The organism is Sphingobium sp. B11D3B (assembly GCF_025961735.1).
Lineage (GTDB): Bacteria > Pseudomonadota > Alphaproteobacteria > Sphingomonadales > Sphingomonadaceae > Sphingobium.
Genome location: NZ_JAOQOF010000001.1, coordinates 1,985,089 through 2,008,318, shown reverse-complemented (window position 1 = coordinate 2,008,318; position 23,230 = coordinate 1,985,089). Strand labels below are relative to the sequence as shown.

20 protein-coding genes are annotated in these 23,230 nt (G+C 66.9%); 11 read left to right on the top strand and 9 right to left on the bottom strand.

What is annotated here, in order from left to right; translation table 11 throughout:
* Positions 1-21: 21 nt before the first annotated feature.
* The 3 genes from M2333_RS09420 to M2333_RS09410 are packed head-to-tail and all read right to left on the bottom strand — an operon-like array spanning position 22 to position 5,487.
* Positions 22-3,261, bottom strand: coding sequence for an error-prone DNA polymerase (locus M2333_RS09420; protein WP_264611583.1), 3,240 nt, complete (start codon positions 3,259-3,261; stop codon positions 22-24).
* Positions 3,258-4,832 carry a Y-family DNA polymerase gene (locus M2333_RS09415; protein WP_264611582.1) on the bottom strand — a complete coding sequence of 525 codons (1,575 nt, stop codon included), beginning with the start codon at positions 4,830-4,832 and terminating at the stop codon, positions 3,258-3,260. Before M2333_RS09415 ends, M2333_RS09420 begins: the two co-directional genes overlap by 4 nt.
* Positions 4,714-5,487, bottom strand: coding sequence for an ImuA family protein (locus M2333_RS09410; protein ID WP_181558926.1), 774 nt, complete (start codon positions 5,485-5,487; stop codon positions 4,714-4,716). The genes M2333_RS09415 and M2333_RS09410 overlap by 119 nt, the downstream gene beginning before the upstream one ends.
* Positions 5,488-5,738: 251 nt before the next feature.
* On the opposite strand from M2333_RS09410, the gene M2333_RS09405 reads away from it, so the two are divergent.
* The 3 genes from M2333_RS09405 to M2333_RS09395 are packed head-to-tail and all read left to right on the top strand — an operon-like array spanning position 5,739 to position 8,170.
* The gene (locus M2333_RS09405; protein ID WP_181558927.1) at positions 5,739-6,227 is read left to right on the top strand and encodes a nuclear transport factor 2 family protein; all 489 of its coding nucleotides are present in this window, start codon (positions 5,739-5,741) and stop codon (positions 6,225-6,227) included.
* Positions 6,224-7,207 carry a hypothetical protein gene (locus M2333_RS09400; protein ID WP_264586734.1) on the top strand — a complete coding sequence of 328 codons (984 nt, stop codon included), beginning with the start codon at positions 6,224-6,226 and terminating at the stop codon, positions 7,205-7,207. The genes M2333_RS09405 and M2333_RS09400 overlap by 4 nt, the downstream gene beginning before the upstream one ends.
* A gap of 3 nt (positions 7,208-7,210) precedes the next feature.
* Positions 7,211-8,170 (top strand): hypothetical protein, encoded by a 960-nt coding sequence (locus M2333_RS09395; protein ID WP_264611581.1) that lies wholly within the window; start codon positions 7,211-7,213, stop codon positions 8,168-8,170.
* A gap of 48 nt (positions 8,171-8,218) precedes the next feature.
* Here M2333_RS09395 and M2333_RS09390 read toward each other — a convergent pair whose 3' ends face one another.
* Positions 8,219-9,679 (bottom strand): sulfatase, encoded by a 1,461-nt coding sequence (locus M2333_RS09390; protein ID WP_264611580.1) that lies wholly within the window; start codon positions 9,677-9,679, stop codon positions 8,219-8,221.
* 100 nt (positions 9,680-9,779) lie between these two features.
* On the opposite strand from M2333_RS09390, the gene M2333_RS09385 reads away from it, so the two are divergent.
* Positions 9,780-10,724 carry a LysR family transcriptional regulator gene (locus tag M2333_RS09385; RefSeq protein ID WP_264611579.1) on the top strand — a complete coding sequence of 315 codons (945 nt, stop codon included), beginning with the start codon at positions 9,780-9,782 and terminating at the stop codon, positions 10,722-10,724.
* A gap of 66 nt (positions 10,725-10,790) precedes the next feature.
* Here the strand turns inward: M2333_RS09385 and M2333_RS09380 are convergent, their stop codons facing one another.
* Positions 10,791-11,489, bottom strand: coding sequence for a pirin family protein (locus tag M2333_RS09380; protein WP_181561336.1), 699 nt, complete (start codon positions 11,487-11,489; stop codon positions 10,791-10,793).
* A gap of 125 nt (positions 11,490-11,614) precedes the next feature.
* On the opposite strand from M2333_RS09380, the gene M2333_RS09375 reads away from it, so the two are divergent.
* From M2333_RS09375 to M2333_RS09365, 3 genes are all read left to right on the top strand, one after another.
* Complete coding sequence (locus tag M2333_RS09375) at positions 11,615-12,544, top strand: LysR family transcriptional regulator (RefSeq protein WP_264611578.1); 930 nt, start codon at positions 11,615-11,617, stop codon at positions 12,542-12,544.
* Between the two features lie 121 nt (positions 12,545-12,665).
* The gene (locus tag M2333_RS09370; RefSeq protein WP_264611577.1) at positions 12,666-13,553 is read left to right on the top strand and encodes a hypothetical protein; all 888 of its coding nucleotides are present in this window, start codon (positions 12,666-12,668) and stop codon (positions 13,551-13,553) included.
* Between the two features lie 157 nt (positions 13,554-13,710).
* Complete coding sequence (locus tag M2333_RS09365; RefSeq protein WP_181558933.1) at positions 13,711-14,331, top strand: nuclear transport factor 2 family protein; 621 nt, start codon at positions 13,711-13,713, stop codon at positions 14,329-14,331.
* A 36-nt stretch (positions 14,332-14,367) separates the two neighbouring features.
* Here the strand turns inward: M2333_RS09365 and M2333_RS09360 are convergent, their stop codons facing one another.
* The 3 genes from M2333_RS09360 to M2333_RS09350 form a co-directional block, all read right to left on the bottom strand.
* Positions 14,368-14,838, bottom strand: a complete 471-nt coding sequence (locus tag M2333_RS09360) for a nuclear transport factor 2 family protein (RefSeq protein WP_264611576.1) — start codon at positions 14,836-14,838, stop codon at positions 14,368-14,370.
* Positions 14,839-14,868: 30 nt separating this feature from the next.
* On the bottom strand, positions 14,869-16,203 hold the full coding sequence (locus tag M2333_RS09355) for an MFS transporter (RefSeq protein ID WP_264576368.1): 1,335 nt from the start codon (positions 16,201-16,203) through the stop codon (positions 14,869-14,871).
* A 150-nt stretch (positions 16,204-16,353) separates the two neighbouring features.
* On the bottom strand, positions 16,354-17,274 hold the full coding sequence (locus tag M2333_RS09350; RefSeq protein WP_264611575.1) for a helix-turn-helix domain-containing protein: 921 nt from the start codon (positions 17,272-17,274) through the stop codon (positions 16,354-16,356).
* 215 nt (positions 17,275-17,489) lie between these two features.
* Here M2333_RS09350 and M2333_RS09345 point away from each other — a divergent pair, with 215 nt between their 5' ends.
* The 4 genes from M2333_RS09345 to M2333_RS09330 are packed head-to-tail and all read left to right on the top strand — an operon-like array spanning position 17,490 to position 21,466.
* The gene (locus M2333_RS09345) at positions 17,490-18,983 is read left to right on the top strand and encodes an aldehyde dehydrogenase family protein (protein ID WP_264611574.1); all 1,494 of its coding nucleotides are present in this window, start codon (positions 17,490-17,492) and stop codon (positions 18,981-18,983) included.
* Entirely contained in the window at positions 18,976-19,407 is a 432-nt protein-coding gene (locus M2333_RS09340) for a DUF3237 domain-containing protein (RefSeq protein WP_264611573.1), read from the top strand. The genes M2333_RS09345 and M2333_RS09340 overlap by 8 nt, the downstream gene beginning before the upstream one ends.
* 2 nt (positions 19,408-19,409) lie before the next feature.
* Positions 19,410-19,862 carry a DUF3237 domain-containing protein gene (locus M2333_RS09335; protein WP_264569668.1) on the top strand — a complete coding sequence of 151 codons (453 nt, stop codon included), beginning with the start codon at positions 19,410-19,412 and terminating at the stop codon, positions 19,860-19,862.
* A 2-nt stretch (positions 19,863-19,864) separates the two neighbouring features.
* A complete protein-coding gene (locus M2333_RS09330; protein WP_264611572.1) occupies positions 19,865-21,466 on the top strand; it encodes a GMC family oxidoreductase in 1,602 nt (533 codons plus the stop codon).
* Between the two features lie 15 nt (positions 21,467-21,481).
* Here M2333_RS09330 and M2333_RS09325 read toward each other — a convergent pair whose 3' ends face one another.
* Complete coding sequence (locus M2333_RS09325; protein ID WP_264611571.1) at positions 21,482-23,155, bottom strand: FAD-dependent oxidoreductase; 1,674 nt, start codon at positions 23,153-23,155, stop codon at positions 21,482-21,484.
* Between the last annotated feature and the right edge of the window lie 75 nt (positions 23,156-23,230).

The following is a 23,230-nucleotide window of genomic DNA, read 5'->3' as shown; positions in this document are numbered from 1 at the left end:
CGCACATGCCCTAGACGGGCCTCAGTGGAAGTCGCGTGATTTCGGCAGAATCCTGACATTGCGGGGATGGCCATTGATGCGGGGGCGCTGTGGGTTGCGGACTTCGTCGCCGCGCGCGGTTTGCGGAGCCATGGGGGGATGATCGGCGAGGTCATCGAGCATGGCCGTGCGATCGATCACCCGCCGGACCATCAGGTGGACTACGCCTTCCTTGCTCTTCTGGATTTCGCCCTCGATCAGCATCAGGCGCGCGGCCATCACGGCGTGGCGCTGCTTGTCGAGATCCCGCGCCCAGAGCAGCGCGTTGACGATCCCCGTTTCATCCTCGATCGTGATGAACACGGCATTGCCCTTGCCGGGCCGCTGCCGGGTCAGGACCACGCCGGCGACGCGCGCCCTGCGGCCATCGGGCAGCGCATTGGCGGCCGCGCAGGATCGCACGCCTTCGCGGGTCAGCGCAGCGCGCAGAAACTGCATCGGATGCCCCTTCAGCGAGAGCCGCGCGGTCTGGTAATCGGCCACCACTTCCTCGGAGAGCGGCATGGCGGGCAGGCGCGGATCGGCTTCCCGGCCCAGTTCCGGTGCATCGGCAAAAGCGAACAGCGGTAGCTGAGTGGGCGGCGTGCGACGCACCTCCCACAAGGCATCGCGGCGCGACTCCGCCAGCGCGCCAAAAGCATCGGCATCGGCCAGCTTGCGCAAGGCCTGGAGAGGCAGGCTGGCCCGCCGGGCGAGATCTTCGATAGAAACGAACGCGCCGGCCTGCCTGGCCTGTGCGATCGTGTCGGCCCATCCCTGCCGGAAGCCGTCGATGCGTGAAAATCCCAGCCGCAGCGCCAGCGCAGCGCCGGCCGGTCCTTCCAGCGTGCTATCCCATTCGCTGGCATTCACGTCGACCGCACGGACCTCCACGCCATGCTCCTGCGCATCGCGCACCAGCTGCGCGGGCGCATAAAAGCCCATCGGCTGGCTGTTGAGCAGGGCGCAGGTGAACGCAGCCGGGTGGCGGCATTTCAGCCATGATGAGACATAAGCGAGCCATCCGAAGGCCTGGGCATGGCTTTCGGGAAAGCCATATTCGCCAAAGCCCTCGATCTGTTGATAGCAGCGTTCGGCAAAGTCCCGCTCATAGCCGCGCGCCACCATGCCTTCGACCAGCAGGCTCTGGTAATTATGCACCGTCCCGTGATGGCGAAAGGTCGCCATGGCGCGCCGCAACCCATCGGCCTGGGGCGGCGTGAACTTGGCCGCCACGATGGCCAGCTTCATGGCCTGTTCCTGGAACAGCGGCACGCCCAATGTCTTGCCCAGCACCTCGCGCAGCTCGTTTGGATCGTTCGGCGGGGCAGGGCTGGGGAAGACCACGGCCTCCTCCTTGTTACGACGGCGCAGATAGGGATGGACCATGCCGCCCTGGATCGGGCCGGGACGGACGATCGCCACTTGAATGACCAGATCGTACAGCTCCTTCGGCCTCATCCGCGGCAGCATGGCGATCTGCGCGCGACTTTCGACCTGAAAGGTGCCGATGCTGTCGCCGCGCTGGAGCATGGCGTAGGTCGCCTTGTCCTCGCGCGGCACGGTGGCCAGGGTCAGGTCGGCGAGGCCATGCGTGCGCAGCAGGTCGAAGCTCTTGCGGATGCAGGTCAGCATCCCGAGCGCCAGCACATCCACCTTCATCAGGCCCAGCGCGTCGATATCGTCCTTGTCCCATTCGATGAAGGTGCGATCGGGCATGGCGCCATTGTGAATGGGCACCAGTTCGTCGAGCCGGCTCTCGGTCAGCACGAATCCGCCGACATGCTGAGAGAGATGGCGGGGATATTCGAGCAGGCGCTCAACCAGCGTCCGCAGCCGGCCGACTTCGGGATTGTCAGGATCAAATCCTGCCTCCTCGATCCGCGGGGAGGGCACCCGACTACCGCCGGGCGAGCCCCAGATGGTCGAGGCGATCCGCGCGGTCACGTCTTCGGTGAGGCCCAGCGCCTTGCCCACTTCGCGGATCGCGCTGCGCGGACGGTAATGGATCACCGTGGCGGCAATGCCCGCCCGCTCGCGGCCATAGCGGGCATAGATATACTGCATGATTTCCTCGCGGCGCTCATGCTCGAAATCCACGTCGATATCGGGCGGTTCATGGCGCTCTTCCGAGAGGAAGCGCGAGAACAGCAGCTTCTCCCGCACCGGATCAATCGGGGTGATGCCGAGGAAATAGCAGACCAGAGAATTGGCCGCGCTGCCCCGGCCCTGGCACAGGATCGGCTGCTCGAGGCTGCGGGCATGGCGCACAATATCGTGCACGGTGAGGAAGTAATAAGCGTAGTTCCGCTTGCGGATTAGCGCATATTCCTCATCCAGCACCGCTTGGTATTTTTCGGGCAGGCCATCGGGGAAATATTCGCGGCCGCCCAGCTCCACCAGATGTTCCAGCCAGGCTTGCGGCTGCCAGCCTTCGGGCACGGGTTCATGCGGATATTCATAGCGCAGATCATCGAGCTTGAAGGCGATGCGCGAGAGGATGTCCGTGCTGGCCGTGACGGCTTGCGGACAGGTGCGGAACAGGCGGGCGATTTCAGCAGGGGGCTTGAGATGGCGTTCGGCATTGGCCAGCAGGCGTCGACCCGCCGCAGCGATGGTCGTGCCTTCGCGAATGCAGGTCAGGATATCGTGCAGCGGTCGCGCATCGGGATGATCGTAGAGCGCATCGCACGTGGCGAGCAGAGGCACGCCGCACGCCGCGCCCAGCGCCTGCGTCTGCGCAAGCCGCCGCGCATCCGCGCCGCTGCGCTGCATGGTCGCCGCCAGCCACACCGCGCCGGGACGCGCCTCCGTCAGCCGCTCCAACAGGCTCCGGTCGCGCCCTGTCGCAATCAGCAGCAGGTCGTCGGCATGATCGAGCAGATCCGGCAGATTGAGCGTGCAATCACCCTTTTCCGCGCGGCGGTTGCCCAGCGTCAACAGCCGCGTCAGCCGACCCCAGCCATGGCGGGTGGCGGGATAGGCGACGATATCCGGCGTCCCATCCGCAAAGACCAGCCGCGCGCCGACAGCAAGGCGAAAACCGGTGGCAGGCCCGCCGATCTCCCGCCAGGCCACATGCGCGCGCACGACGCCTGCCACCGTGTTGCGATCCGCAATGCCCAACCCGGCCATGCCCAGATGATGGGCCTGCGCCACCATATGCGCGGGATGCGAAGCGCCGCGCAGGAAGCTGTAATTGGTGGCCGCGACCAGCTCTGCGAAAGGGGGAGGGTCGCTCATGCGAACAGCCCGTGGAGATACCAGTTCGGATCCGGCTTTTCATCATAAAGCCCATGGCGGAAGATCCAGTAGCGTCGCCCGCGCACGTCCTCGATCCGGTAATAGTCCCGTGTCAGTCCGGCCTTGCCGGGGGCTTCGCCGCCCTTGCGCCGCCACCATTCGGAGGCGATCCGCTCGGGGCCTTCATAGAGCCGCACCTCGTGCAGCTTGCGTTTCCAGCGGAAGCGATGCGGCGGGCCGTCCGGCACTTGCGCGATCACCTCCACCGGCTGCGGCGGATCGAACAGGAACAGCGGCCGCAAGGGCGGCTCGCCCACCGGGGGCGTGGGCCATGGAAGGGGCGCACGGGCGTGGATCGCCGGCAAGGCAAGCTGCGCCTGTTCGGGAATATGGCTGTCCTGCGGCTCAAGGCGACACAGGCTGGCCGGCCCCAGGCGGGTGCTCAACCGGTCGATCAGATCGGCCAGCGCGCCGGCATCCTGCTCGCTGCCATCCAGAGCCGGCTGGCTGGTGCCGAGCGGCTCGGTGACGGGCAGGAACAAGGTGATGCGGTCATAGCCAAAGCCGGGGTCGAGCGGGTCGGCCAGCGTCCCGATGCGTTCGTCGAACAGGCGCAGCACCGGCGCCGGATCGCGCGTGGGCAGACCGGTCTCGATTGCCAGCCGATGGCGCGCCCCATCGCTGCGAAACAATGTCAGCACAAAGCGCCGGCCCCCCAGTCCGCGCTCATCGAGTGTCCGGGCCGCCTCGCGCAGCAGGTCGAGAAAACAGGCGGCGATGCTGGCCTGCAAGGCAACCGGCTCGGCAAAACGGCGCTCGAAATGGAGCGGCTGGGGCTGTGCGAGCGGATCGATCGGCGCCTGCTCCTCGCCCAGCAGGCGGCGCAAGGCAGTCACCGCGTCCGCCCCGAATCGCGCGGCGATGCTGGCGGCGGCCCGCGACGCCAGATCGCCGATGGTCTTTAGCCCGGCGCGGCGCAAGGCGAGCGTCGCCTCTTCGTCCAGCCCCAGCGCCAGCACGGGCAGCGCCCGCAGCGCCTCCCGCTCGCTGGTGACGGGCAGGCGGGCATGACGGGCCAGCGCCTGCGCGCCCTGCGCGGTGGAGGCTGTGGCCATGCGCACGCTCATGCCAATCGCGGCGAAGGCATCCTCGGCCTGCGCGGCCAGGCCTGCCTCGCCGCCGAACAGATGGTCGCTTCCCGCAATATCCAGCGTTATCCCATCGGGCGGGGCGAGGGTGACATGCGGCGACCAGGCGATGCAATGCCGGGCCAGCCGCTGCAGCCAGTGACGGTCGGCCTCTTCGTCCATGTCGGCCAAGATGAGGTCGGGCTGCAGCGCGCGGGCATCGGCCAGCGTCTGGCCCGGCAAGATGCCGAGCGCGTGGGCCTGCGCATCGACGGCGCACAGCCGCAATGCGCCCTTGATCTTGGCGACGAGAACCAGCGGCCCGTTAGGCTGCCCGCCGGTCCCCGCGCTGTCGATCCCCTGCTGAATCCGCAGCCTTTCTGTGGGCAGGAGCGGAAACCACAGCGCCAGATAGCGCCGCTTCACGGAACAAGCGTCGGTCACGGTCCCACTCCAGCCGCCAGGAAAGGCCGCAAGGGCCGGAACGTTGGCGCAGCAAGGTCACATCGAAGGTCGGCAGTCCGGGCGCATTGCCCGGCAGCGCGAGCGAAGGTGCGGCGGCCACCTGCCAGCGGGTCTGACCCGCGCTGGGCACGGGCGGCGCGTCAGGGCGCAGCAGCAGCAGCGTCACGCCGGATTTCTCTGCCGCCAGAGTCAGGCGGCGGCTGGCGGTCAGGTCCAGTGCGGGCATCGGCCCCCAGCCTTCCACCACGACCGCGCTCAGGCCAGAGCAGCGCAAGGCATCCACGGCGGCACGCAGCAGGTCCATGCCGTCCCTGACGGTGCCGATCAGCCCCAGGCCGGGGGCGCCGCCCAGTTCGGCCCAGCCATGGCCCTGCGCCACGCCGCCTTTTCGGCTCGCCTGTCGCTCGCGGAGCCACAGCACCTTGCCGTCGGCCTCGCTCAGACCTGTCGCCAGCGAGACGACGAAACCCGCCGCTGCCGCGACATCGTCCACCTCTGCCGCATAGACTTCATGTACTCGCCCGCGCGCCAGCCCGCCGCCCAGCAGCGTATCGATCGCGGCGATGCCGAACGCCTTTCGGGAGGGGGCATCCGGCATCGCGTGATCGCACAAAAGGGCAGGGGCGAGTCTCATATGTTCCTATTATGTTCCTATTCTGAGCAGGGTCAAGGGATCGTTCCGGCAGCTTGTCCCATCGCGACCCAAGCCATTGGAGTGGAACGATCATTGGCCCGCCAGCCTCCGTCAGAAGGTCACAAGGGCGGTTTCGCTCACCGGGCATTTCGCTTGACAAGGCGGCCCTGCAGGACGGAATAAACTACAACGACGTATCACGATTTATCCGCTGCATGCGGATGTGCGTCATGAGGGGGAGGTCACAGGGGATGCGGTTCAGCTCAGCCGTCGGCAAAGCGCTCATGCTTGCTCTGCTCGGATCGCTCGCCCAAACGGCTGTGGCGGCCGAGAATTGCCCGTCGCCGGGCATGACCAAGGCCGATTTCGAGCGCTATTTCCTCTGTTTCAATGCGCGCGATTATGCCTGCTTCACCAGCTATTACGACGCCGATGTCGTCCTGGTGAAAGGCGGGAAGTGGCCCGATCTCAAGGGGCGCGATGCCATCATCGCCTTTTATCGCGACGTCGATGCCCGTGGGCTGAAGGAGCATGTCACCCCGCACGCCATCGAGGTGCAGCCACAGGGCGCGACGGTCGATCTGGAAGCGCATTTTCAGGCCACCAGCGACTGGCCCGACTTTGGCTCACGGCCCTTGAAGGCGGGCGATGACTGGCGGTTGCGCGGCGTGCTGCTCTACGAGATTCCATGCGGCAAGATCACCCGCATCCGGCCCCGCCCGCGTCCCGTGCAGCCATGATCGCGCGTCCCATCCGGGGGCTGGCCGCGATGGCCGCGCTCCTGCTCGCCGCCCCGGCGATGGCTGCCGGACCTGCCGCACCGGCGGCCTGTGACCGCACCTGCCTCACCGAGATCATGGACCAGTATCTGGCCGCCATGATCGCGCGCGCGCCCGCTAGGGCGCCGATGGCGACGCGCTATCGCGCGACCGAAGATGCGCAGGAGGTCCGTCTCGGCGCGGGCCTGTGGCAGACGGCGACCGGCCTTGGCACCTATCGCATCGACCTCGCCGATCCGGTGAGCGGCACCGTCGGCTATATCGGCGAGGTGCTGGAAGGGGAGGGCAAGGTCACCATCGCGCTGCGCCTCAAGGTGGCGGATCGCAAGATCACCGAGGTGGAGACGATTCTCGGGCGCGGGCGGGTGCCCGGCACATCCATCGTGCCGGCGCCGCGCGCGTCGTTCGGCAATATCGTTCCGCCCGCCGAGCGGCTGACCCGCCAGCAGATGATCGAGACGGCCAATGCCAATTTCGACGCGCTGCTCGCGGCCGACGGCTCCCTCTATGCGGAGGATTGCCAGCGGATCGAGAACCGCATGGCGATGAGCGGCAATGCGGAACTCAACTATCCCATCGGCACGATCCCCGGCGTGCCCAAGCCGCATTTCGGCAGCATGGGCTGCGGCCAGCAGATCAGCCTGCACCTGTTCGACCAGCTCGACGCGGTCGAGCCGCGCCGCTTCCTCCTGCTCGATGAGGAGAAGCAGCTCGTCTTCGGCGTCTATGTCATGCGCTGGTACAAGAACGGCCGGTGCAACGAGGTCCCCGGCTATGGCACGATCTGCCATGACAAGCCGCGCCAGCCGGTCTCATTGCTCAATGCGGAGATCCTCGGCGTGCGCGGCGGCAAGATTCACGAGGTCGAGGCGATCTTCAAATTCGCGCCTTATGAGGCCGACAGCGGCTGGCTGGGCGATCTGCGCGACGGAAAGGACTGACGGATGATCCGCTTTGCATGGCGTGCCACCGCCCTCGCGCTGCTGCTCTCCCCCGGCTTGCCGACGCTGGCACGGGAGGTCGCGCCTGCGTGCGACCGCGCCTGCCTCTATGCGCATGTGGACCGCTATCTCGCCGCCGTTGAGCAGGGCACGCCAGCCGGTCTCGACCTCGCACCGGACTTTCGCGCCACCGAGAATGGCGTGCCGGTGGCGCCGGGCGAGGGGCTCTGGCAGACGACGGATGGCTATAGCAGCTACCAGGCGCGCGCCGCCGATGTGGCCGCAGGCCAAGTCGCGGTGCTGGGAGAAGTGAAGGAGGCCGGCAAGACCGTCGGCTATGCCACGCGCCTCAAGATCGTCGCCGGGCGGATCGCGGAAGCCGAGACGGTGATCGGCCGGTCATTCGCGCCGCAGCATCCCTCCATGCCGACCGAGGTCAGAGCAGGCCTGCGCACCATCGTGCCCAAGCGCGAGCGCCTGTCCCGCGCCGAAATGATCGCACTGGCCGACCGGAACTTCGATAATATGCTGCGCAACAAGGGCGATCATTTCGCGCCGGATTGCCAGCGGATCGAAAACCGGATGCCGATGAGCGGCAACCCGCAACTGGCCTATCCCATTACGCCCATCCCCGGCAAACCGCTGCCGCATTTCGGCAGCATGAGCTGTCAGGCGCAGGTGGAGGCGCATCTGTTCGATACGCTCGATAAGGTCGATCCGCGTCGCACTCTGGTGGTGGATGAGGAACAGCAGGTGCTGTTCGGCGTGTTTTCCCTGCGCTTTTATGGGCGGACCGAGTGCAACGACATTCCGGGCTATGGTCGCACCTGCCCCGCCAAGCCGAGGGGGCCGATGTCGCTGCTCAGCGGCGAGATGCTGGGCATGCGGGGCGGCAAGGTGCGCGAGGTCGAGCTGATCTTCACGCGCCTGCCTTATGAGGCCGGGCAGGGCTGGGCACCCTGAGCGGGCGGGGCCGCAGGACACCCGAGCCTGCCTACCCCGCCACGCCCGTCAGCGCGGCTTGACGCTGTTCTCCATCTTGGCGCCGAAGTGATCGGCCAGGTCCTTGCCGGTGAAGCCATGGGTCGATGAATCCGGGTCGAGCGGCAGCATCTGGCTGTCCCATGCGTCATAGGCCGCCTTCACCTGCGCCATTTTCTCCGGCATCCGGTCCTTGAGGTTCGCGCGCTCCATCGGATCGTCGGCGACGTTGAACAGGAAGCTGTTCTGGAGAATCTTCAGATACTTCCAATCGCCCATGCGGCAGGCCTGCTGGTCCAGATTCTTGTAGCGCCAGCACAAGGTCCGCTCGCTCTTGCTGGAGGGGTCGGCGAGATAAGGCAGCAGATTGATGCCGTCGCTCGGATAGGCCGGGTCCGGCGCCCCGCCCGCTGCCGCGAGCAGGGTCGGCAGCCAGTCCATGGACATCATCACCTGATCGCTGGTGACTCCGGCAGGCACATAGGCGGGCCAGCGCACGATCGCAGGGATGCGAAGGCCACCTTCCAGCAACTCGGTCTTGCGCCCCGTGAAAGGCCAGGTGTCGGCGAAGCGCTCGCCGCCATTGTCGCTGGTAAAGATGACGATGGTATCGTCCGCGATGCCAAGGTCGTCCAGCCGCTGCAGAATGCGCCCGACCTGCATGTCCAGCCGCGTCACCATCTGCGCATAGATGCGCTGCGAGCCGCCGTCATAATGCATCAGCGCCGTCGGCTTGCCATCGGCATCCAGCCTGATGGCCTCGGCCTCGTCGCCCGGCCCCTCCCAGGGCCAGTGCGGCGCGTTGACGTGCAGCGAGATGAAGAAGGGCTTGTCGCCCTGGGCGGCGGTGCTGATCGTCTCCAGCGCGCGCTCGGCCAGAAGATCGGTGAGATAACCCTTCTCGAACACCTCGCGGTCATCGTCCCACAGGTCGTGGCGCCCGGCATATTTATGCGTGAAATAGTCCACGCCGCCGCCCCGGAATCCCCAGAAATGGTCATAGCCGCTCTTGAGCGGGCCATATTTGGGCAGCGCGCCCAGATGCCATTTGCCGATCAGCGTCGTCCCATAACCCACCGCCCGCAGCAGCGACGGGAGAGTGGGATGCTCGGGCGGCAGGCCGACAGGGCGCTGAGCGAGCGGCTCCTCAAGGCCGATGGGCAGGCGGTTCTGATAGCGGCCGGTGATGAGGCCCGTGCGCGTCGCCGAACAGACGGCGGAATTGGCATAGCCTTGCAGGAAGCGCATCCCGTCCGCCGCGAGGCTGTCGATCGCCGGGGTTTCATAGTCCCGCCGGCCGTAGCAGGAGAGGTCGGCATAGCCCATGTCGTCGGCCATGATGAACAGGATGTTCGGCTGCTTGCGCCGATTGCCCGATGCCTTCTTAGGCCGCGCGGCCCGTGCCGTCGAACTGGCCCCCACCATGCCGGCGCCGATCAAGCCCAAAGATTGGCCGAGCACGCTGCGGCGAGTCACATCAAGGTCGGTCAACTTGGGTCTCCGTCTGACTTTCGCTCATGTGGCAGCGATTGAACGGGCGAGGCAACAGATGTACGGGCAATAGCATTTATAATGCACAGGTTATGGCTGAATGATGAGTGCCCTGCAAAGCCTGCCATTTACCCTGCGCCAGCTGGTGATCTTCGAGACGCTTGCCGAGACACGCAGTTTTGCCGGTAGCGCCGAATTGCTGGGCATTTCCCAGGCGTCGGTGAGCAGCCAGTTCAAGGCGCTGGAAGCGCAGCTCGGGGTCGCGCTGATGGCCCGCAGCGCGGGGCGGCGTCCAGAACTCACGCCCGAGGGCGAGCGCTTCCTCGCCGACTTGAGGATATTTTCCAGCGCGGCCGATCAACTGGCGGCACACCGTCTGCGCAGGCCCGGCCCCCGCGAGATGGTGCGCTTTCGCATCCTGCTGGGGCAGGGCCTCGCTGATCATTATGTGCGGCCAAGGCTGGACAGGTTTCTGGCCGCCCATCCCCACATCGTTCTGGAGTTCGACACCCGCATTCCGAGCCATGAATCCACGCTCGCGGCCAGCAGTGGCACCTATGACTTCGTGCTGATCCACCAGCCTGCCGATGAGCCCGTGGCGGAAGCGATGCGGTCGCTGGGGCGAGTATCGGGCGGCATCTTCGGCAACCGCAAACTGGCCGCAGGCCGCGAGGTGCCGCTTTCACCGAAAGAGGTGGCGGGCTTGCCCTTCGCCTTGCCGTCTGGGCGGGATGACGGGGCGGAGCAGCGCCTGCGCCGCAAGCTGGCATCCTTTGGCGTGCAGCCCACCAACATCGTGGCGCGGGTGCAGTTTTTCGATGTGATCATTGCCATGGTGGCGCGCGGTCAGGCGGTCGCCAACCTCCCTGCGCCGATGATCCCGCCGGATATGCGGGGCAGGATCGTGCGGCTCTTTCCCCTGCATGACTGGCGGCTTGTCTTCCATCGGCGGGATGCCGAGGCGCAGGCGGACAGGGATGCGGTCGAGCGGCTGTTGCTGGAGAGCGTCGTCAAGAACCGCGCCTATGGCCTGATGCCCGATTGAGGCGCGGCGTCGCGGACAAGCGAACGCCGCGCTGCCGGTGGGTTCGGCAGCGCGGCGTTCCTGCGGTCAGATCACATCCACGAGGACGATTTCGCTGTCCTCGATGGCCGTGATGCGCAGCACCTCCACATCGCTGATCGCGGCGCCGTCACGGGCATTCACCCTCACGTCCTCGATCTGCACGGCGCCGGTGGCGGGCACCAGATAGGCCTTGCGGTCCTTGCCGAGCGGATAGTCCGCCGTCTCGCCGGCACGCAGGGTCGCGCCCAGCACCCGGCCATCGGTGCGGATCGGCAGGGCGTCCTCATCCTCGGCATGGCCCGAGGCCAGGGTGACGAATTTGCCCGAGCGCTCGCCCTTGGGGAAAGGCTTGGCGCCCCATTGCGGCGGCTCGCCCTCGCGGGTGGGGATGATCCAGATCTGGAAGATCCGCGTGGTCACATCCTCGAGATTATATTCCGAGTGGCGGATGCCAGTGCCGGCGCTCATCACCTGAACGTCGCCGGCTTCCGTGCGGCCGACATTGCCGAGACTGTCCTGATGGGTGATCGCGCCCTCGCGGACATAGGTGATGATCTCCATGTCGCGGTGCGGATGGGGCGGGAAGCCCGTCTGCGGCGCGATGGCATCGTCGTTCCACACCCGCAGGCTGCCGAAGTGGACCCGCGCTGGATCATGGTAGCCGGCAAAGGAGAAGTGGTGATGGGCATCCAGCCAGCCGTGGTTGGCGGCGCCGAGGCTATCGAAGGGGCGAAGGTCGATCATCGTGTGTCTCCTTGTCAGAGGGAAGGTCGCGGGCGTTCTGTCCGGCGTTGGAGACCGATTTAGGGCTTGTGAGCTTTGCTGTTCAGTGGGATAAAATAGACCATTATGTTCGAGAAAGTTGAATAGTGAGCGCGCCCGGCACGCCAACGCTCGATCAGTTGCGCATCTTCCTTGCGGTGGTGGACAGCGGCAGCTTCGCGGCGGCAGGGCGGCGGCTCAATCGCGCCGTGTCCGTCATCAGCTATGGCATCGCCAATCTGGAGGCGCAGCTTGGCCTGACGCTGTTCGAGCGGGAAGGGACGCGCAAGCCGGAGCTGACCGTCGCTGGCCGGGCGCTGCTCGCCGATGCCCGTGCCGTCGCCCATGGCGTGGATGGGCTGCGCGCCCGCGTCAAAGGCCTGCTCGATGGGCTGGAGGCGGAAGTGGATCTGGCCGTCGACGTCATGCTGCCGGCCGAGCGGCTGGGCGCGGTGCTGCGGGCCTTCGCGCGCGAATATCCCACCGTCCAGCTCCGCCTGCATGTCGAGGCGCTGGGCGCTGTCCTCGCCATGGTGCGGGAGGGGCGGGCGATGGTCGGCATTTCCGGCCCGCTCGCGATTGGCGCCGATGGGGTGGAATGTGTCGCGGCGGGCTCGGTCCCGCTGGTGCCGGTCGCCGCGCCCGATCATCCGCTCGGGCAAATGGCGCAGATCGCGCCGGGCGCCGGGCGTGATTACACCCAGCTCGTGCTCACCGACCGCTCCCGCGCCACCGATGGGCAGGATTATTCGGTGCTGAGCCCCAAGACCTGGCGGCTGGCCGATCTCGGCGCCAAGCACGCCTTGCTGTGCGAGGGTGTCGGCTGGGGCAATATGCCGCTGCCGATGGTGGAGAGCGATCTCGTCGCCGGCACGCTGGTGCGCCTCGCCATGCCCGATCATCCGGGCGGAACCTACCGCTTCGCCGGCATCTGGCGCCGGGATACGCCGCCCGGCCCGGCGGCTGAATGGCTGATCGCACAGTTCGTCGAACAGGGCCGGGCCGATGCTGCACTCGCCGGGATGATCGATCTCTGAGCCCTGCCGCAACGGGATGCGCGCACCGGCAAGTTCCTGCGCAAACAATCGGCTAGGGGCTGCGAGCGTCACCGGACGAGCGGGATAAACCCGGCGGCGTTACAGGAGAGGATGTCTGCGCATGGACAGAGCCGCTTTGCTGGCATTGCTGGATGAGACCGTCGCGTCTCTGGGCGCCAATGATCCCCAGCGCTTGGCCCTCGCGCCCCGGTTGCGCTATACCGAGAACAGCGTCGAATTCCCCTTTGGCGATGGTGCCTGGAAGACCGTGACCGGCATCGGCGAGTATCGCTGGGATGTGGTGGACGTGCGCACCAGTAATGCCGCGCGCTTCGGCGTGCTGGAGGAGAGCGGCGACAAGGCGCTGTTCGTGCTGCGGATCGCGGCGCTGGAAACCGGCGCGCTCGCCGAGATCGAGCTGCTGGTGGCGCGCGCGACGGACAGCGGCGTTCCCTTCCTCAACACCGATCCCGCGCCGCGTCCGGGACTGACCGAGCCGGTCCCGCCAGCCTCCCGCACCGAACGGGCACGGATGCTCTCGCTGGCCGATGGCTATTTCTCCACGCTCGAGCAGAATGACGGCACGCTGCACACCCGCTTCACGGCGGATTGCGAGCGGCGCGAAAATGGCGTGCAGACCACGCACAATCCCCAGCCCGATCTGGCGCCGGTCGCCAAGATGGGCTGCGAGGAGCAGTTCCTGCTCGGCTATTACCGGTTCGACAACTGGATTCGCGCGCGGCGCTATCCGCTGGTGGATGAGGAGCAGGGCGTGGTCCTCTGCGGCGGCTTCATCGACCATGACGGGCAGACGCGCGACTACCAGCTCACCAATGGCGAGACGCGCACCGGCTTTTTCCTGCGGCCCCACAGCTTCGCCTATCTGGAAGCCTTCAAGATCCGCGACGATGCCATTTCCGCCGTCGAGGCGGTGTTCCACTTCGTGCCCTATCGGATGCGCTCGCCCTGGGCTCAGGATGAGCGCGATCCCCGGCTGGCAAAAGTTTGAGCGGATGCCGCCCCATCACACCCACCGCCGTCACCCCGGACTTGATCCGGGGTCCCGCTGCCTTCGGGCTTGCGTCAGCAGTAAAGCGGGACCCCGGATCAAGCCCGGGGTGACGACGGCGAATATCTGAATCCAGCAACCTCCAAGGAGCACCCCCATGTCCGATGATGTCTCAGCCCTGCGCGAGGAACTGGCGCGTTTGCGGTCCGATCTGACGGCGCTCGCCGCCCGTGCCGACAAGGCCGATCATTATGTCGAAATCTGCAATCTCCAGTGCGCTTATGGCTATTATGTCGACAAGGGCCGCTGGGACGATGCGGCCAAGCTGTTCGCCGAGGATGGCACGCTCGAGCTGGCCGGGCGCGGCGTCTATGTCGGGCGGGAGCGGGTGAGGGAATATCTCCACCATCTGCCGCCTTATGGTCCTGGCGTGCTGTACAATCACATGCAGCTCCAGCCGGTCGTCCACATCGATTGCGCGGCCGGCACCGCCAAGGCGCGCTGGCGCACCTTCATGATGGTCGGCGGCGTCGGGCGCGAGGCGCGCTGGGGCGAGGCGACCTATGAGAACAGCTACAAGATCGAGAACGGCAAGTGGCGGATCGCGCAGCTGCACGGCTATATGAACATCTATACCGAATATGATGAAGGCTGGCATCGCGGCGGCGTCCAGCTGCTGCGCTCGATCGACGGGCTGCAGCCCGATCTGCCGCCGACGATGCAGTATGAATCCTACCCCGAGCCGGTGATCGCGCCTTACCATTATAAGGAGGTGTAGGGCGGCCCGGGCCACCCTCGCGTTGCCGCTCGCCGCTCAGTCGGTGGGCGGCGTGCGCTTGCTGTTGGGATCGAATTTGAGCATCTCCACGCTCTTGAGCGCCGGGTCCCAATGCTCGGCAATCATGCCATTCTCGATACGGAACAGGTCGAACCAGCTCGTCACATAAGGCTGCCCATCGGCATCCTTCTCAGGGCGCTCGAACACGCACATCACCATGTCCCGCTCCGCGATGATGTTGACCAGCGGCAGCATGATCCGCTCTTCGATCTCGCGGACCGGGCGCGAGCCCTTGATGAAGTCGACCAGCGGCTGGCGGCCGGAGGCGACATTGGGATTATGCTGGATATAGCCCTCGGCGATGAATTCGGCGGCCCGGTCGGCATGGCCCGCCTGCAGCACCGTGCGGTACATGTCCCAGACGAGGCGCTTGTTGGCCGCGAGCTGGGGATCGGCGCTCTCCAGCAAGGCAAGCTGGGCGTCGCGATCGGTAATGGCCTGACTCATGCGGGTCTCCGTTGCAAAATGAGGGCGCGGTCAATGCGCCGTGGCGGTCGCCTGCGCCGCGCGGTGGTTGGTCCGCGCCGCGAGATACAGCATCAGCCCGCCGAGCAGGAAGAAGATGGCGAACAGGCCGATGGCATAGCGCAGGCCCAGGGCCGAGGCGGCCGCGCAGGCTGAGCCCTGAACCTGTCCGGCAGCCCCGGCGCACTGGGTGGCGAACTGGCTGCCGCCATAGATGAAGCTGGAGGCCATGTCGCTGACCACGCCGACCGAGGGCGGCCCCAGTCCCTGACCAAACAGATGGACCATCAGCAGGAAGACCGCCGATCCGGTCGCCCGGCTGAAGCTGTCGAGCGAGCCGTGCAGGGTCGCGATCGCCGGCCCCATCGCGGTGTAGAAGGAGAAGGAGCCAACGAGCATCAGGGGAATGGCGACGAACAGCATGTTGCTGCTCAGCCCTGCCAGAAAGATCGGTACGCCGATCACGGTGCCGAGCGCCGGGAAGCCAAGCAGCCAGCGGGCATCGCGCCGGGCCATATGCTCGCTGCCATAGCCGCCGAGCAGCGTGCCGAAAAAGGCGGCAATGCCCGAGACGACACCGAAGACCAGCCCCGCCTGCGCCGCATCCAGGCCGAAATTGCGGGAGAAGAAGGCCGGGAGGAACGTGTTTACCCCAAATGCGCCAAGGCTGATGAAGGCAAGCCCGGCGAGCACATAGCGGATGCTCTTGTTGCCCAGCAGAAGCCGTACCACCTGCCAGGTGCCGAGCTTGCCCGATCCGGCGGCGGCAGGGGGCACACTGCGCTCTGGCTCATGCAGGCAGAAGAAGCACAGCAGGGCGATCAGTCCGCCCATCACGCCGAAGAACATGAACGTGTCGCGCCAGCCGAAATGCTCGGCAATGGCGCCGCCGGCGAACGATCCGACCAGAGCCGCCACCGGCACGCCGAGCATATAGAGCGACAGGGCCGAGGCGCGTTTTTCCGGCGGCACCATGTCGGAGATCATCGAGTGCGGCGGCGCCTCGGTCGCCGCGTTGCCCGCCGCCATGCCGCAGCGGCACAGGAAGAGCTGGAAGAAGCTGACCGTCGCGCCCGCCAGTGCCGTGAACACCGAGGCGAGCATCAGGAAGCTCGCGGTCACCCGCGCGCGGTTGTAGCGTTCCGCCAGGCGCGCGATGGGCACGCTCGCAAAGGCGTTCACCACCGCGAAGGCCGTGCCCCCGAGCAGGCCGATCTGCAGATCGCTGAGCAGGAACTCGGCTTTGATCTTCTCGGCGATCAGCGCGATCATCACGCGGTCGAGGAAGCCGAAGGCGTTGATCGAGGCGAGCAGGATCAGGGCGACGGTGAGCTGTCTTCTGGTCACGTATATCTGTTCCCGGGTGGCAGGCCTGCGGTCGGCAGGCATCGAGCGGCAGGTCTATCGGGATAGACCCTCAGCGCGACATGCCGATTGGATGGGAGCGCATGGACCTGACTGGTCGTGCTCGCGATCGCGATCCCCCTTCCGGGCCGTTCAGTGCAGCGAGAAGAGATTGCGATAATCGCGCGGCGTGAGGCCGAAGCGCTGTTTGAAAGCCCGGCTGAAATGCTGGGAATCGCTAAAGCCCCAAAGGTGGGCGATCTCGGTGATCGACCGGCGGGCGAGGGCCGGGTCGACCATCTCCTCGCGGCAGCGCTCCAGCCGCCGGTCCCAGATGGCGCGGGCAATGGTATAGGCCTCACCCTCGAACAGCTTGTGGATCGAGCGGCTCGACATGCTGAAATCCCGCGCGATGCGCGCGATGCTCAGGTCCGCATCGGCCAGATGCCGGTCGACATATTCCAGGATCGCCCGCCGCCGGCTTTCGCGCGGGTCGGGCATGGTCAGCACGTCATCGGCATGGATGGTCATGTTGACCAGATGGGCGATCTGGTCGCCGAGCAGCTCGCGGTCCTGCATCCGCAGCGTGTTGCCGGTCATCACCGAGGCGCTGACGCTGGCATGAAGGATCTGAGCCGGCCCCCGCAGGAAGCTGCGCGGCTTGCGCCAGCGGTCCAGGCTCCAGCGGGGCGCGGTGAGCAGGCTGCACGGTACCGTCACCGCCAGCTGGCGGCATTGGTCCGGCGCGTCGATGGTGTAGGGCACGTCCTTGCGCAGCGCGCACCACTGGCCGGCCTGCACATCATTGTAGAGCCCGCCCTGGCTGATCCGGGCGGCGCCTTCCTCCTGGAACAGCAGCTTCATGGTCGGTGGCGATCGCCGGTCGGCCATGTCGGGCAGAACAAGCCGGTGACTGCCCAGCGAAACGATGCAGAAACGGAGCGCGCCGAAATCGCCGCCGCGCAGCGACGCCTCGCGATCATCCGCAAATTCGATGTGGGGGGCCTGCGTGACGGCGCACCATTGCCGGCTGCGCTCGACGCGGCTCGATGCCTTTGTGGTGAAGATGTGCATCCCCGTGGCTCCTCTCGCATCCTGGCCGGGGTCTTGCGCCCTCGGTCCGGCTTTTGCGCACGCTAGACCCCATATCGGGGCCTGTCCAGCAGACCGCCACACTGTTGATTTTGTCTCCAGTGCGGCGCTGGTCAGAAAGATGCGTCGCGAGACAAGTTTGCCCGCAGGCGCGCTGATAGCAGGGGCCTCAGCCGCATCATGGACATGTATTTGAGATGACGTTGAAAGTGCCATTGCCCTTTGCCGCCGAGGCGCGTCATTTCATTGGCGGCGCGTGGACGCCCCCTGCGGCCGGCGACCGGCTGCCGGTGGAAAACCCCGCGACCGGCGCGGTCTTTACCGAGGTGGGTGCGGGCACTGCGGCGGATATCGACCAGGCCGTGCAGGCGGCCGAATCGGCGATGGTCGCGGCCCGGCGCACGCGCTGGACGCCGGCCCAGCGGCAGGATGCTTTGCTGGCCTTGGCGCAGGCGGTGGAGCGCCATGCCGAGGATTTCGCGCTGCTCGAAACACTCGATACCGGCAAGCCGATCAGCAACAGCCGGCGGGTCGACGTGCCCGGCACGGCCGCGACCTTGCGCTATTTCGCCGGCTGGGCGACCAAGCTCACCGGGGAGAGCATGGAGCTTTCCCAGCCCGGCGAGACGACGGCGTACACGCTGCGCGAACCGGTCGGCGTGGTCGGCCACATCATTCCCTGGAATTATCCGCTGATGGGCGCGGCGTTCAAGCTCGGCCCCGCGATTGCGGCGGGCTGCGCGGTGGTGCTCAAGCCGGCGGAGCAATCCTCGCTCTCCGCGCTCAAGCTGGCAGAACTGGCCGTGGCCTGCGGCGTGCCGCCGGGCTTCTTCAATGTCGTGACCGGCCTGGGTCCGGTCGTGGGCGCGGCGCTGGTCGATCATCCCGGCGTCGCCAAGATCAGCTTCACCGGATCGACGGCAACCGGCACCCAGATCGCGGCCGACTGCGCGCGGCAGATGAAGCGGGTGACGGTGGAGCTGGGCGGCAAATCGCCGGTCATCGTCTTTGCCGACGCCGATCTCGATGCCGCCGCGCGTGCCATTGCCATGAACATCTTCTTCAACAGCGGGCAGACCTGTTCGGCCGGCTCGCGCCTGTTCGTGCATCGATCCGTCGCCGATGCGCTGGTGGAGAAGATCGCCCGCATCGGCGCGGCGATGACGATCGGCGATCCGCTCGATCCCGCAACCCAGCTCGGGCCGGTGATCACGCAGGCCCAGCGGGCGCGGATCATGGGCTTTGTCGAGGGCGCCCTCACACAGGGCGCCAGCCGCGCGGGCGGCGACATCGCCCTGCCGGAGCAAGGCTATTATGTCGCGCCGACGGTGCTTGGCTCCGTTCAGGCGGGCATGGCGGCGGTGGATGAGGAGATTTTCGGTCCCGTGCTGTGCGCGATCCCCTTCGACACCGACGATCTCGACGAAATCGCCGCGCTGGCCAATGCGAGCCGCTATGGCCTCTCCGCCTATGTCTGGACGGGCAGCCTCTCGCGGGCGCATGGCATGGTCAGTCGCCTCCGGGCCGGGACCGTGCGGGTGAACAGCAGCGCCGGCGACATCGCGATGCCTGCGGGCGGCGTCAGGCAATCCGGCTTCGGCCGCGAAAATGGGAGAGCCGGGGTGGAAGCCTATACCGAACTCAAATCCGTGACGATCGCGCACGATCATCAGGCCCGCGATCATGGCTGAGGCAAGCAGCGCCCCCACGCCGGGCTTCGCGCCGGCCTTCCGCATGACGCCCATGCGCGCCTTCCCGGTCACGGTCGGCGAGATCGCGACCGGTGGCCAGCGCAGCTATGTGTCCATCGGCGGCGGCACCTTCGTAGGCGAGGGGCTCGAAGGCCGGCTGGTCGGCGGCAGCGAGATGCATCTACTGCGCGCCGATGGCGTCACGGTGGTTGAAGCCTCTTATTATGTCGCCTTCAGCGATGGCAGTTTCGCCCGCTGCTTCGGCAATGGCTATCGCACCCGCGCGCCGGATTTCGAGGGACTGCGGCTCGCTTTGCTGTTCGAGGCCGCCGAGGATGGCGGCGTCGCCCATCTGGCGCGGCTGGCGTTTGTCGCCGAGCAGGCCGAGGGCAGCCCTGTCCTCAACATCGAGAGGATCGTCTGACCATGCGGCTGGAATTCGCTCTGGAAATGCGCATCGGCCTTGGTCCGCGCATGCATATCGAGGTGGCGCAGGGCTACACGCGTGGTGCGGTGCTGATCGGCGAGGGCAGCTTCTCCGGCCCCGGACTCTCGGGCCGGATCGTCAAGGGCAGCGGCGGCGACTTCCCGCTCGTGCGCCCCGATGGCGGCGGGCGGTTCGAATCGCAATATCTGCTGGAGACGGACGACGGCGCCCATATCCTCAAGCGCAGCACCGGCGTGCGCAGCGCCCCGCCGGAGGTCGTCAAGGCCCTGCTGGCGGGCGAGCAGGTCGATCCGCAAAGCTATTATATGCGCATGACGCCGCGCTTCGAGGCGCCCGCCGGCCCCTATGACTGGCTGAACCGCACGATCTTCGTCGGCGTCGGCCAGCGCAATCCGGAAGGCTCCATTTTCCGGTTCTGGAAAGTCGTCTGAGCGTGGACCGGTTCGATTACATCGTCGTGGGTGCCGGCTCGGCGGGCTGCGTGCTCGCCGCCCGCCTGTCCGAAGATCCGCGCAATCGCGTGCTGCTGCTGGAAGCCGGGGGCAGCGACCGGCGGCTGGACGTGCGCCTGCCGCTGGCGGTCTCCAAGCTGTGGCCCAATCCGGCGCTCACCTGGGGTTTCATGTCGGAGCCGGAGGCGGAGCTGGATGGCCGCCGCCTGCCGGTCGCGCGTGGGCGGATGCTCGGCGGCACCTCCTCGCTCAACGGCATGATGGCGATCCGGGGGCACAAGGCCGATTATGATGGCTGGCGCGACACCGGCCTCACCGACTGGGGCTGGGACGATGTGCTGCCCTGGTTCCGCAAGCTGGAGCGCCACTGGCGCGGCGATACGCCCGAACATGGCGGCAGCGGGCCACTGAGCGTCGAGCCGCATCCGGCGCCCAGCCCGCTGATGGCCAATGTGCTGGAGGCGGCCCGGTCGCTCGGCTACCGGATCACGGAGGATTTCAACGGCCCGCGAACCGACGGTTTCGGCATGCCGGATTTCACGACGCGCAACGGTCGCCGCGCCAACACGTCGGAGGCCTATCTGCGCCCTGCGCTGGGGAGGCCCAATCTGGAGGTGCGCACCGGCGCCGTGGCGACGCGCGTGTTGCTACGTGATGGCCGGGCAATCGGCATCGAGGTTTCACGCGATGGGCGACTCGAAGAGATCCTGGCCGAGCGCGAAGTGCTGCTGGCCGGCGGCGCGATCAACGCGCCGCAATTGCTGCTGCTCTCGGGGATCGGCCCGGGCGCCCATCTGCAGGAGATGGGCCTGGACGTCGCCGTGGAGAGCCGCGAGGTCGGCGCCAATCTGCAGGATCATCCCGGCGCCGGCATGGAGTTCGATCTCGATCCTGCGCTCGCGTTCGACCGGGAATTGCGCTTCGACCGGCTGACCGGCTCGTTCCTGCGCTGGGTGGCGGGGCGCAAGAGCATCATGGGCGCGCCGCCGCTCGCCGCCTCCGCCAATGTGGCGACCGGTGCCGACCCGGATGTGATCGACATGCACTTCCTGCTGATCCCGCTCTCCATGTTCTCGCGGGTCTGGTTCCCCGGCGTGGCAAAACCGTTCGGGCCGCGCATGGGGGCGATGTGGTCGCTCAATTACCCGAAGAGCCGGGGCTGGCTGAAGCTCGGTTCGCCCGATCCGCTGGCCCATCCGCGCATCGCCTTCAACCTGATGAGCGACCCGGAGGATCAGCGCGCCATGCTCGGCGGCTATCGCGGCCTCGAGGCGCTGATCCGCCAGCCGGCGCTCGCCAAGGTGGTGGGGCAGATGCGGCGGCCGGAGCGGCCTTTGCTGTCGGATGAGGAGGTCATGGCCTATATCCGCGAGACAGCGGCGACGGCCTATCACCCGAGCGGCACCTGCCGCATGGGCAGCGATGCGCAGGCTGTGGTCGACGGGCGCCTGCGGGTAAACGGCGTAGACGGGCTGCGGGTGGTCGACGCTTCCATCTTCCCGCGCCTGCCGGGCGGCAACACCAACCTCCCGGTCATCATGGTCGCCGAGCGCGCTGCGGACTTCATCAGACGCGGGGAATAGCCGCATCCTGCCGGATCACTCCGCCGGTTCCATCTCCAGCGGCTGCTCATCGCCAATGTAAAGCAGCGCGCCCTGATCGAGCAGGCGCTGCTGCACGGCGCGCACGTCCACCTCTCGCGGCGTAACGCCCGCGCGCACCGCAAGGCTGGCCGCCGCGCCCGCCGCCTCGCCCATGGACATGCAGGTCGCCTGATCGCGCACCGCGCCCAGCGCCGCGAAGGTGGCGGAGACGCAGCGCCCTGCCACCAGCAGGCCCTCAACGTCCTTGGGCAGCAGGATGCGATAGGGAATGTCGTACGGCGCCTTGAACGGCGAGGCCACGCCGTCGCCCCACAGGCCGGTCACCGAATGGAGATCCGGCCCGCGCGGTCCGCCCTTGGCGATCACGTCCGGAAAGCGGCGTCCTGCCAGCACATCATCCTCGGTGAGGATATAGTCGCCCACGATCCGCCGGCCCTCGCGCGCGCCGCCGGTGGGGGATTCCATGACGATATAAGCCTCCTCGAAGCCGGGGATGCGCTCGCGCAAGAAGTTGAGGTACACGCGGTTGAGTTTGCGCCGATAGATCAGCGACTTGCTCACTTCCTCCTCATTGGTGTGGTCGTACCAGACCTCGTACACGCCGGACATCATCTGCCCGTCGCGCATCTTGCCGTGGCGGAAGATGCCGATGCTGCCAAAGCGCGGCGGCGGATAGACCGGCTCGGTCGCGCCATAGAGCAACGGCACCTTGCCGGCCTTGATATACTCCACCCATTCGCGGTCCAGCCCGGCGGGAAGGGGGACATATTTGCCATCCACCTTGGGTGCCGTCGCCTTGCCCGGGATCGGGCCGCCCGCTGCGGGAGAGAGGCGCAACTTGGGGATGCCGCCGGCCGCGCGGATGCGGTCCACCTCGTCCCAGTCGGTCGGCTGGGCCATGGGCTCGGCGTAGAGCGTCTCGCCCTTGAGCGACTTGTAGGTATTCACCGGCCGCCCGCCACCCATCAGCGCGGAGCGCTCGCGGTCCAGCTCGGCGCGCTCTTCTTCGCTCAGCAGCGGCTGGTTGCGCAGATAGTCGATCAGCCGGTCGACATCGATGCCGCCGATCTGCATGTCCATCGATCCGCCATGATGGCGCCCGTCTTCCTCGCGGCCCTGGTGGAAGGGCGCGCCGGCCCAGGCGGCCACGTCGGCATCAGCCGAGGCGTCGATCACCACATCAGCCAGCACCACCTGGCCGCCGGACTTGTTGCCGATGGCGACGCCCGTCACGCGCCCGTCCTCCACCAGCGTGTCGAACACCACGGTGTTGAACAGGATTTCGACCCCGGCCTCCTCCATCATCTCGTCGAGCAGGCTGGTCATCATGACGGAGTCGGTCGGGTGCCGCGCGATCGGGCTACCCTCGGGCGCACCGCCCATGGCCTGGATGCGGTGCAGGATCTCCAGCGAGATTCCCTTAACCACCGGCGTGCCGATGCCCTTCTCGATGATATAGCCATTGATGCCGATGCCGCCGATGCCGCCCCCGGTCATCATCCCGCCCAGATAGCCGACCCGCTCGATGAGCATCACCCGCGCATCATTGCGCGCCGCGCTCAGCGCCGCGACACAGCCGGCAGGCCCGCCGCCGACGACAATGACGTCCATCGCCTTCGCGGGCGCCAGCGCGGCCATAAACCGCTCGTTCTTCCTCTGGACGGCCATGTCCTCTCCTCCGCTCTTATTGTGAGGCGCGAGTATATCCGGAGAAAGATCATATAGAAAGACAGTATTATCAAT